This is a genomic window from Flavobacterium piscisymbiosum, assembly GCF_020905295.1.
Classification (GTDB): domain Bacteria; phylum Bacteroidota; class Bacteroidia; order Flavobacteriales; family Flavobacteriaceae; genus Flavobacterium; species Flavobacterium piscisymbiosum.
This window is the reverse complement of the sequence record NZ_JAJJMM010000001.1, coordinates 1215025-1225848: the sequence shown is the minus strand read 5'-3', so window position 1 is coordinate 1225848 and position 10824 is coordinate 1215025. Positions and strand designations below refer to the sequence as shown.

Here is a 10824-nt window from a genome sequence, read left to right as displayed (position 1 = left end):
TTTGCTCTTTATTTTTTAAACCAATGAATATTCTAGCATTTTATTTTCTACTTATAAATAGTATTGCCTTTATCTTTGCCGGTTATGATAAGTATTTAGTAATCAATCATAAAAGAAGAATTCCCGAAAATTCACTTTTTGCACTTGCAGCTTTTGGAGGTTCTGTAGGTTTGTTATTAGCAATGATCATCTTTAGACATAAAACCAGTAAAGCTTCTTTTATTTTAAAATTTTCGGCAATTGTTTTTATTCAGATCTTGATTGCTGTTCTTTTGTTTGTTTATAATGTAGATGTTTTTAATATTGCTTTATTTTTGACTAATTATAAATAATCAACAATGTTAATAACCTTATAATTATCTGAATGTAAGTTATTTGAATAAAAAAAACCGGGGGAATTTTAAAAATCCGCCCGGCTTGATATTTATATTAGTGCGAAGCACCCAATTTTTTTGACTTTTTATTGACAAGCAATTTTGTTCACTCTGTTTTGGTGTCTTCCACCCTCAAAAGCAGTTGTCAGGAACGTTTCAACAATTTCTACCGCTTGAGGGATAGATGTAAAACGTGCCGGAATACTCACAATATTAGCATCATTATGCAAACGCGTTAAATAAGCAATTTCTTTAGTCCAGCACAAGCCAGCTCTTACTTTAGGATGTTTATTAACAGTCATTGCAATTCCGTTTCCGCTTCCGCAGATCACGATTCCAAAATCAGCTTTACCTTCAGATACATCATTGGCAACCGGATGTCCAAAATCAGGATAATCAACAGAATCTTCAGAATCTGTACCATAATTGGTTACTTCATATCTTTTTGCTTTAAGCATTGCAACGATTGCTTTTTTATAATCTGGTCCTGCGTGGTCGTTTCCTATCGAAATTTTCATTTTAAATACTATTAAGTTGTGTTTTGCAAATTTACTTAAAGTATATGATATATACTTTACTATAGATTTGTTTATTTTTTACTTAAAATTAAAAGTAATGAAAGTAAAATAATTTAGAATGTCTAAATCTTTTTTTACTATTTTTAAAAAATATAATATTTTGATTTTCAAAAACATATAATAAGTATAACCCTATTTTAAAAATATTAAAAATGAAATATATCATCTTTATTTTATTTAGTTTAAATTGTTTTTCACAAGAGAATTCTAAACCGCAGTTTCTATTTGATGAAAATGATCAATCAATCACGCAAGACCAATTCAATAATAAATTAAAGGATAAAAAATTAGAAATAATTACTTATCAGGTTGATACTGCTTATATAGGAAGATTTTTAAGAAAAGATGATTTTGGTGTTTTATCGCCATCTGAAAAAGTAAAAATTCAAACCGAACTGGAAAAACTAACGGCTAAAAAAATTGATACTTCAAAAACTATAATCATTAATTTTTTTTACAAAGATAATCCGGAACCAAACGGAAGCTGTATTGACTATTATGTTAATGATAAAACCTATAAAAAATTCTTAGACAAAAATAATACTATAAATCAGTTTTTTATCACCCAGAAAGATTATAAATATAAAGACAAACAGGTTTACCAGGATAAAAATGATTTAATAAGAAAGACTCTTTTTAAATATCACTTTGATTGTGGAAATTACATTATTCTAAAACCTAATGGAAAATTTTACCGAAAACTAGGAGAGTATAAGCAAAATGAAATTCCTCAAAATTTAAATAGAATCGAATAAAAAACAAACTCAATAAGAACTTACATAATATCAGAAACTTAACACTTATCAACATTATTAACAACTATGTAAGTATCTCATAATCAATAAATAATATTCATGTATTTTGTTAATTTTTTATAATGTTAATAGCAAAACCTAATTCATTGATATTCAGATAACTTTAAATTAACATTATTTGTTAATAAGTTCGGATAGAAAATTAGAAGTTTTTTTTGGTTGTGTCGAAAAAAAACCTAATCCAAAACTGCAATGAAATAACCTAATAAAGTTTGATGAATTTTTAGAAAAGTTATCAATATCAAAAATGCCATTTTCAACAAATATCAACATGTGAACTTATCTACAAAATGAATCTATTTTAGGTTGTCAACCGTTGTTAATTAAAATACAAAAAGTCTTATAAATGAATCCTTTAACAAAATATAAGTATGTTGATAACTCAAGATAACTAAGAGAAACTTCATTTCAATGCTTTTAAAAATAAATTTATAGCACATATTAACAAGCTATAATAACAAACAAAAATTAATTTAATTTAAATTTTTCTTTTTGTTGTATTTAATATATGTTGACAACTTTGAAAATTTTGAAAGAAAAAAAAATCTGAAATTGAAAAATTAGATGAGTTTAAACAATTTTAAGTGGGTTATTAAGATTGTCAAGAATTTGCTGAACTTCGTCGAAATCGTTGGGATGAACTTTCAGTTTGATTCCGCCCAACGCTGTGGTGTACATTGGGACGACAGATAAGGTCATTTCGTTCTCAAAGTAATACGGAATCTGTTCTTGCTCTAATAAGTGCTTTAGAACGATTGTTTCGTGCTGATAATTGAATATGGCAATGGTTTTAAAGCTTTCCATAAAGGGTCTTTTTGTAAATATACGAAATGAGCATTACTAAAAATTTGTCGTTCGCCATAATTTTGAATATACGAGTTACAAATGACCTTTAAAAATCAATATAAGATCTCCCTTTGAAAGTTATATTTTTAATAATTTATTTGTTAAAATCTATAATCTGATATCTTATTTGTAATTTTAACTTTTTAAGAAAAGATATATGAGTAAGAAAATTAGAAAGCCGATAAAAAATGAGAAAGATTTCTCTAGTAAAATAATAAAAATTTTATCGCAAAGTCCTAATAAAGCATTTAATTACAAACAGATAGGAGCAAAGCTCGAACTTGATGATACAAAAAGCAGAAACCAGATTATAAAAGATTTAAAAATTCTGGCCGCTTCAAAAAAAATTATAGAATCTGAACCTGGTAAATATTTAGTAAAAGCAGAGAGTCAGGATTATTACGAAGGAACTATAGACATGACCAGTAGAAAAACTGCTTATTTTGTTTGTCCTGATTTTAGTGAAGATGTTTTTATCCCAACAAATAATTTGAATCGTGCTTTAGACAAAGACAAAGTAAAAGTTTATGTTTATAACCGAAGAAAAGGTAAAAGACCTGAAGGTGAAGTAATTGAAGTTGTAGAAAGAAATAAAACAGAGTTTGTTGGAGTTATTGATATTCAGGCCAATTTTGCCTTTGTATCTACTGCAAACCCAAAAATGTATACCGATATTTTTATTCCAAAAGATAAAATTGGAGAAGCAGAAAACGGTGATGTTGTTTTGGTTACGATTGAAGACTGGCCAAAAAGAGCCGATAGTCCGTTTGGATCTGTGATTAGAGTTTTAGGAAAACCGGGAGAACACAATACTGAGATTCACGCTATTTTGGCTGAATATGGTTTACCATCAGATTTTCCGGTAGAAGTAGAGGTTTATGCACAAAAAATTGACACATCCATTCAGGAATCTGAAATTGCAAAACGTCGTGATATGCGTGATACGCTTACGTTTACGATTGACCCGAAAGATGCAAAAGATTTTGATGATGCCTTGTCTTTCAAAAAGTTAGAAAACGGAAATTTCGAAATTGGTATTCACATTGCTGATGTTTCATATTATCTTGAAGAAGGAACAATCCTGGATGATGAAGCTTATCAAAGAGCAACATCGGTTTATTTGGTAGATAGAGTAGTGCCAATGCTTCCTGAAGTTTTATCTAATTTTGCGTGTTCTTTGAGACCGAATGAAGAGAAATATACATTTTCAGCAATATTTGAAGTTTCTCCAACTGCACAAGTTATCAACCAATGGTTTGGAAGAACAGTAATTTATTCAGATCAGCGTTTTGCTTACGAAGAAGCACAATATATCATTGAAACAAAAGACAATACAATTCCTGTTGATATTTCGATCACTGGAGAATCTTATGTTGTTTCTGATGAAATTACCGAAGCTACTTTAAAATTAGATGAATTAGCTAAGATTTTAAGAAAGAAAAGAATGCAAAATGGTGCTATTTCTTTTGATAAAGTCGAAGTAAAATTCAACCTAGATGAGCAAGGAGAACCTGAAGGAGTTTATTTTAAAGTTTCAAAAGATGCCAATCATCTGATTGAAGAATTCATGCTTTTGGCCAATAGAAAAGTAGCTGAATACATTGGTAAACAAAAGAAAACATTTATTTACAGGATTCACGATGAACCAAATGAAGACAAGCTTATTGCGATGCAAACCGTAATTGCTAAATTTGGTTATAAAATAGATTTCCGTAACAAAGGAGATATTTCGAAGTCTTTGAATGCATTGATGGAAGAAGTAAACGGTAAAAAAGAACAAAACTTGATTGATACTCTTGCGATTAGAAGTATGAGTAAAGCCAAATATTCGACAGAAAATATTGGTCACTATGGTTTAGCTTTTGATTATTATAGCCATTTTACTTCGCCAATTCGTCGTTATCCTGACGTTATGGTACATCGTTTGCTGCAATATTATCTGGATAATGGAGCATCTGTAGACGAAGAAGTTTACGAAACGAAATGTTTACATTGTTCGAATATGGAAAGTTTAGCAACAAATGCTGAACGTGATAGTATCAAATACATGCAGGTTAAATACATGCAGGATCACCAGGACGAAGAATTTCTTGGAGTTATTTCCGGTGTTACTGAATGGGGAATTTATGTTGAAATTGTGTCTAACAAATGCGAAGGAATGGTAAGAATCAGAGAAATAAAAGATGATTATTATACTTTCGATGAAAAGCAATATGCTTTGGTAGGAGCAACTTCAAATAGTATTTTACAACTTGGAGATGAAATATATGTAAAAGTTAAAAATGCCGATCTGGTTAAAAAACAACTGGATTTTCATTTTTTAAGAAGAGCAGAATAGAGGTTTAATTAAAAAAATAAAAGTATGAAAAAGTTAATTATAGGAGCGGCAATTTTATTTGTTCAAATGTCTTTTGGTCAGGTTACCAAAGAATTAGGTGAATTCGATACTGTAAAAGTTTACGATAAATTAAGTGTAAAATTAGTTCAGTCATCTGAAAATAAAGTTGTTATAAAAGGAACGAGAGAAGCAGAATTGGAAGCTGTAAACAAAAACGGAATATTAAAATTAAGAATGCCTTTTCCAAAGCTTTTATCAGGAAATGATCTTCAGGTAACGCTGTATTATAAACATATAGAATTGATTGATGCTAATGAAGGTGCAGCTGTAACAAGTGACGGAACAATAAAAGCGACTTCGTTTAAAGTAAGTGCACAAGAAGGCGCTAAAATTAATGTAGATTTGGATGTTGATAAACTTAAAGTAAGTTCAGTTTCCGGAGGAGAAATCACCGCAACTGGTAAAGCAGCCAACCTTGATGCAAGCTTAGGAGCTGGGGGATATTTCCTTGGAAGTAAATTAGCCACGTCTCAGACTAAAGTAAGCGTTTCTGCGGGCGGAAAAGCAGATGTTAATGCATCAACCCTTGTCGACGCAAAAGTAAGCGCAGGAGGCTCTATTTACATTTATGGAAAACCGAAACAAATTAATCAAAAAACGGTTTTTGGAGGTAAAATAGAAGAAGTAAAATAAGAAATCGTATTTGAATGATAAATGATATTTTGGCTGGACTGCCATGGGGACTTTTTTTAAGTTTTATGGTAGGTCCAGTATTTTTTATACTACTGGAAACCAGTATTACAAAAGGATTTAGAGCTGCTATAGTTTTTGATCTTGGTGTAGTATTAGGTGATATTTTTTTTATAGGAATTGCGTACTTAGGAAGTTACAGATTGATTCAGAGTTTAAAAGATAAACCGGCACTCTTTATTTTTGGCGGAATCATTATGCTGGCTTACGGCATAATCTCTTTCATAAGATTAAAAAATGAAGAAAAAATTGATGATGAAGAAATCGATCGTGATATCATCAAAAGAAACTACGGTAGTTTGTTTGTAAAAGGCTTTTTACTCAACGTTATCAACATTGGTGTATTAGGTTTCTGGTTGGCAGTAATCATTTCTGTAGGACCAAAATTAGAAATGCAAAACTCACGAATGTTTACTTTTTTTACTTCGGTAATTATCACTTATTTGGCAGTTGATTGTCTTAAAATATTATTAGCCAAGCAATTAAAATCAAAAATGACTCCAACCAATATTCTAAAAATTAAAAAAGCTATTAGTATTGTTTTAATGGTTTTCGGATTGGTGTTAATAACTCAGGGTTGGTTTCCAAAAGAAAAAGAAATGGTTCGAAATGCTTTTGAGAAGATTGATAAGTAGTTGTTAATAACTCAAAAATATAAAATTAAACCTCTGAATTTCAGAGGTTTTTTTATGTTTTTTATATTTTTCGATTTTGATAATAGTTTTCTAAAACTATAAATCCATTTTTAATAATGTCTGTAATAGCTTCATATTTTTCATCTGCGTCTTTGTCGTCAAGATAATTAACCCATAGATTCATATTTATAAAACGATCAGAAAGCGGATATGTAACATTTAGTCCTAATCTCTTTTCTGTTGTAAGCTTAATGGTGCTTATAAAAATATTTGTTTCTCCAGATTCAATAATTTCCTTATGAATTTGTCCCTTTACATCTTTCTCATCTAAAAAAAGGTATTTTATTAGTTCATTAGTATCTCCTGAGTATTTTTTATCAATAGCAATTGTAACATAAGGAACACCTTTAGAAATAAAACTACCATCTTTTTGTAGTACATAGGGTGTTTGTTTATCCTTATTTTGAACAATATAAATTTTTGTTTTCCCTATTTTTAAAATACTTGCAGGTTGGTTTGCACTTAGCAAGGTATCTTTAGCAAAATTTTGCGCAGATGCAAAACTTGAAATCAAAAGTATAAATAATAATTTTCTCATAAATTTTTATTGTAAATCTAATAAAAATACGGAATACTTTTATTTAAAAGTTAAGCATAAAAAAAAACTCTAAAGTAATTTAGAGGTTTTAGAGTCATCGTCTGGATTCGAACGTAAATCTTTATCTATTTTTTTCTAAAAATTAAGCATAAAAAAAACTTCAAATTGCTTTGAAGGTTTTGAGGTATAGTCTGGATTCGAACGTAAATCTTTATCTAATTTTTGCTAAAAATTAAACATAAAAAAAACCTTCAAATTGCTTTGAAGGTTTTGAGGTATCGTCCGGATTCGAACATAAATCTTTATCTAATTTTTTCTAAAAATTAAACATAAAAAAACCTTCAAATTGCTTTGAAGGTTTTAGAGGCATCGTCCGGATTCGAACGTAAATCTTTATCTAATTTTTTCTAAAAATTAAACATAAAAAAACCTTCAAATTGCTTTGAAGGTTTTAGAGGCATCGTCCGGATTCGAACCGGAGTAGGAGCTTTTGCAGAGCCCAGCCTAGCCGCTCGGCCACGACGCCGTAGTTGAACGGATGGCAAAAGTAACTAAAATCTTTAAATTTCAAAAGTTTAAAATGAAGTATTTTAAAAAATTACTTTTTTTCTTGAAAGAATTACTTTCTAATTTCCGTCATTTTTATAGTAACTGATTCAACATCACCACCAATAGGGGGATTTATTTTAGAAACCCAAACTGTAGTTTTTTTTGCAGTTTCTATTTCAGCAAGTACTCGAATATTGATTCTTTTGGCTACATGCTCTAATAAATGCGAACGAATGGCCATTTCTTCGGTAACAATTTTGTTCAAATGTACATAATCAACAGTGTCGGCAAGATGATCTGTGTCGGCTGATTTCTGTAAATTAGTTTTAATTTTTAGATCGACAGTGTAGTCAGATCCAATTTTTCCTTCTTCAATCATGCATCCGTGGTACGAAAAAGTACGGATGTTTTTTAATTTTATAACTCCCATTTTCTTGTTGTTTCAAGTTTAAAGTTTCAGGTTTTCCGCCACTTAAATAACTTTAAACCTGAAACCTGAAACCTTTTTTTTATCTTTGCTAAAATTACTATAAAATAATGGCATCAGAAGAGAAATCACTCAATTTTATTGAACAAATCATAGAAGAAGATCTTAAATCAGGTCTTTCGCAAAGTAAACTTCATTTTCGTTTTCCACCAGAACCAAATGGTTATTTACATATTGGTCATGCAAGTTCTATTGCATTAAATTTTGGTTTAGGAATTGATTATCAATCTCCTGTAAATTTACGTTTTGATGATACTAATCCAGAGAAAGAAGAACAAGAGTTTGTTGACGCCATTAAAAAAGATGTTGAATGGCTAGGATATACCTGGGCAGAAGAACGTTATGCTTCAGATTATTTTCAACAATTATATGATTGGGCTGTTTTATTAATTAAAAAAGATAAAGCATATGTTGATAGTCAGTCTTCTGAAGATATGGCGATTCAAAAAGGAACTCCGTCTACAATTGGAACAGATAGTCCGTACAGAAATCGTTCTGTTGAAGAAAATTTAGGTTTATTCGAAAGAATGAAAAATGGTGAATTTGAGGCTGGAACTCATATTCTTCGTGCAAAAATAGACATGAAATCTACTAATATGCTGATGCGTGATCCTATCATGTACAGGATTTTACATAAAGATCATCACAGAACCGGAGATGCCTGGAAAATATATCCAATGTACGATTGGGCACACGGACAAAGTGATTATTTAGAAGGTATTTCACACTCATTTTGTACACTCGAATTTTTGCCTCACCGCGAATTATACGATTGGTTTTTAGACCAGATTATTGATGAAAATCAAATTCGTCCAAAGCAAAGAGAATTTGCAAGACGTAACTTATCACATACCGTTGTTAGTAAAAGAAAATTACAGCAACTTGTTAAGGAAAAGCATGTTAACGGTTGGGATGATCCAAGAATGTCTACTATTTCAGGATTAAGAAGACGTGGTTATACGGCTGCTTCCTTACGTAATTTTGCCAATACAACCGGAATTGCAAAACGTGATAATTTGATCAATGTATCGGTTTTAGAGTTTTGTATTCGTGAAGATTTAAACAAAATTGCACCTCGTGTAATGGCTGTTTTAGATCCTGTAAAATTGGTGATTACAAATTATCCTGAAGGAAAAGAGGAGTGGCTTGAAGCCGAAAATAATCAGGAAGATGAGAATGCAGGTTTTAGAAAAGTACCTTTTTCTCGTGAATTATACATCGAAAGAGAAGACTTTCTTGAAGAAGCTCCCGCGAAGTTTTTCCGTTTGACTTTAGGAAAAGAAGTACGTCTTAAAAACGCTTATATCATTAAAGGTGAAAGTGTTATAAAAGATTCAGAAGGCAATATTACAGAGATTCATGTAACTTATGATACTGATTCTTTGAGCGGAAGTGGGACAGAAGCAAGCCAAAGAAAAGTATCCGGAACTTTACATTGGGTTTCTATTTCGCATGCCGTTGAAGCAGAAGTTCGTATGTACGATCGTTTGTTTACAGATGAAGCTCCGGACAGTTATAAAGACAAAAACTTCTTAGATTTTGTGAATCCAAAATCATTGGAAATTATCACAGGATTTGTTGAACCAAGTTTATCAACAGCTCAAAATGAAGATAAATTTCAGTTTCAACGTTTGGGTTATTTTACTGTTGATAAAGATTCAACTGCTTCAAAATTAGTATTTAACAAGACTGTTGGATTGAAAGATGCCTGGGAAGAAAAAGGTAAAAAAGAAGAAAACAGCATCAATAATTCTTTAAAAGATATAAACAAATATTTTAAAGTTGAGACTAAACCAGAACGTATTGCAATCGAAAGCGCAATAGGGGAGAGCATCAAAAATGTTTCAAGTTTCTCTTTATTGCAAAATTCATTAAAGAAAAACATCAACAATAATAAAGGTTCATTGTTGTTTGCTCAGTTTATTTTGAAATATTCAATTTTGAAATCTAAGGATTTTGAAGAAGATGATATTAAAAAATTATATACAATGTCTTTAAGAAGTGAGTCAACTTATGTTCGATCTAAAGCACTTTTGAATTTAAGAGATATTGAAGATTCAAGTTTAAGAAATCAGTTTCAAGACGAAATTTTGAAATCTTTTTCAAATCCTCCAAAAAATGCATCCGAGAGAGAAATTGAAATTCTTAAGGAAATGGTGAAGATATAATATCATTATAATCTATTGAAAAGCGCTTTTTATAAGCGCTTTTTTTATTATTTAGATTTTCTATTTAAAATTGATAAATAATAGTTTTAGTAGATTAAAAACAGCTTCCATAAATTGATTTTAAGCGAATTATTTAATTCTTCCACCTCATTAATCATCTTTTGAAAAATGATTAAATATAAGCTCTTATTTTAATTTTAGAGCTAGTTTTACCTAGTTTTTCGGGTTGTTAACATCTAATTGTTTATAAAGTTGTAGATTGATTATAATTTAGTCCCATCTCATATCTTTTAAAATTTTATTTGTTAATTTTCTTCTACTAGATTTATAAAATCAATTTTTATTATAATAATTTGTATTTTTTAAGTTTTTTACTATAATATATTATAGTTATTGTTTTTGAAATTTATATAGTTTTTAATGATTAAAAATGGCTTTCATAAATTAATTTTAAGCTAGTTTTTTAATTCTTTTAGCTCATTAATCATCTTGTAAAAAATCATTTAACAGTGATCCTTATTTTAATTTTCGATTTCATTTCTGCTATTTTACGGCTTTTTAATCTAAAATTGTTGGTCAAGATCAATGTCATGATTATTCTGTTATCAATTTCAAATTTTATTTTCATCGAGCAATTTTTAAAATTATTCTGTTTTTATAGAATCGTTAAAATTGATTGTATTTGA

General features: G+C 29.7%; 10 protein-coding genes and 1 tRNA gene. 6 read left to right on the top strand and 5 right to left on the bottom strand.

The window, feature by feature from the left end:
* The first annotated feature begins 23 nt into the window (after window positions 1-23).
* Window positions 24-332 carry a DUF1294 domain-containing protein gene (locus tag LNP81_RS05550; RefSeq protein ID WP_230034062.1) on the top strand — a complete coding sequence of 103 codons (309 nt, stop codon included), beginning with the start codon at window positions 24-26 and terminating at the stop codon, window positions 330-332.
* A gap of 128 nt (window positions 333-460) precedes the next feature.
* On the opposite strand, the gene rpiB is transcribed toward LNP81_RS05550, so the two are convergent.
* A complete protein-coding gene (gene rpiB, locus LNP81_RS05545) occupies window positions 461-892 on the bottom strand; it encodes a ribose 5-phosphate isomerase B (protein ID WP_230034060.1) in 432 nt (143 codons plus the stop codon).
* A gap of 212 nt (window positions 893-1104) precedes the next feature.
* On the opposite strand from rpiB, the gene LNP81_RS05540 reads away from it, so the two are divergent.
* Window positions 1105-1707 carry a hypothetical protein gene (locus LNP81_RS05540; RefSeq protein WP_230034058.1) on the top strand — a complete coding sequence of 201 codons (603 nt, stop codon included), beginning with the start codon at window positions 1105-1107 and terminating at the stop codon, window positions 1705-1707.
* A gap of 630 nt (window positions 1708-2337) precedes the next feature.
* On the opposite strand, the gene LNP81_RS05535 is transcribed toward LNP81_RS05540, so the two are convergent.
* A complete protein-coding gene (locus tag LNP81_RS05535) occupies window positions 2338-2571 on the bottom strand; it encodes a DUF2007 domain-containing protein (RefSeq protein WP_072957625.1) in 234 nt (77 codons plus the stop codon).
* Window positions 2572-2770: 199 nt separating this feature from the next.
* Here LNP81_RS05535 and rnr point away from each other — a divergent pair, with 199 nt between their 5' ends.
* The 3 genes from rnr to LNP81_RS05520 are packed head-to-tail and all read left to right on the top strand — an operon-like array spanning window position 2771 to window position 6336.
* A complete protein-coding gene (gene rnr / locus LNP81_RS05530; protein ID WP_131421900.1) occupies window positions 2771-4951 on the top strand; it encodes a ribonuclease R in 2181 nt (726 codons plus the stop codon).
* A 24-nt stretch (window positions 4952-4975) separates the two neighbouring features.
* Window positions 4976-5644: a head GIN domain-containing protein gene (locus tag LNP81_RS05525; RefSeq protein WP_230034056.1), complete on the top strand. Its 669-nt coding sequence runs from the start codon at window positions 4976-4978 to the stop codon at window positions 5642-5644.
* 14 nt (window positions 5645-5658) lie between these two features.
* Window positions 5659-6336, top strand: coding sequence for a LysE family translocator (locus LNP81_RS05520; RefSeq protein ID WP_230034053.1), 678 nt, complete (start codon window positions 5659-5661; stop codon window positions 6334-6336).
* A gap of 61 nt (window positions 6337-6397) precedes the next feature.
* Here LNP81_RS05520 and LNP81_RS05515 read toward each other — a convergent pair whose 3' ends face one another.
* From LNP81_RS05515 to folB, 3 genes are all read right to left on the bottom strand, one after another.
* Window positions 6398-6934: a hypothetical protein gene (locus tag LNP81_RS05515; RefSeq protein WP_230034051.1), complete on the bottom strand. Its 537-nt coding sequence runs from the start codon at window positions 6932-6934 to the stop codon at window positions 6398-6400.
* Window positions 6935-7389: 455 nt separating this feature from the next.
* A tRNA-Cys gene (locus tag LNP81_RS05510) sits at window positions 7390-7460 on the bottom strand.
* A gap of 93 nt (window positions 7461-7553) precedes the next feature.
* Window positions 7554-7913: a dihydroneopterin aldolase gene (folB, locus tag LNP81_RS05505; RefSeq protein ID WP_230034049.1), complete on the bottom strand. Its 360-nt coding sequence runs from the start codon at window positions 7911-7913 to the stop codon at window positions 7554-7556.
* Window positions 7914-8020: 107 nt separating this feature from the next.
* On the opposite strand from folB, the gene LNP81_RS05500 reads away from it, so the two are divergent.
* On the top strand, window positions 8021-10138 hold the full coding sequence (locus tag LNP81_RS05500) for a glutamine--tRNA ligase/YqeY domain fusion protein (protein WP_230034047.1): 2118 nt from the start codon (window positions 8021-8023) through the stop codon (window positions 10136-10138).
* Window positions 10139-10824 lie beyond the last annotated feature (686 nt).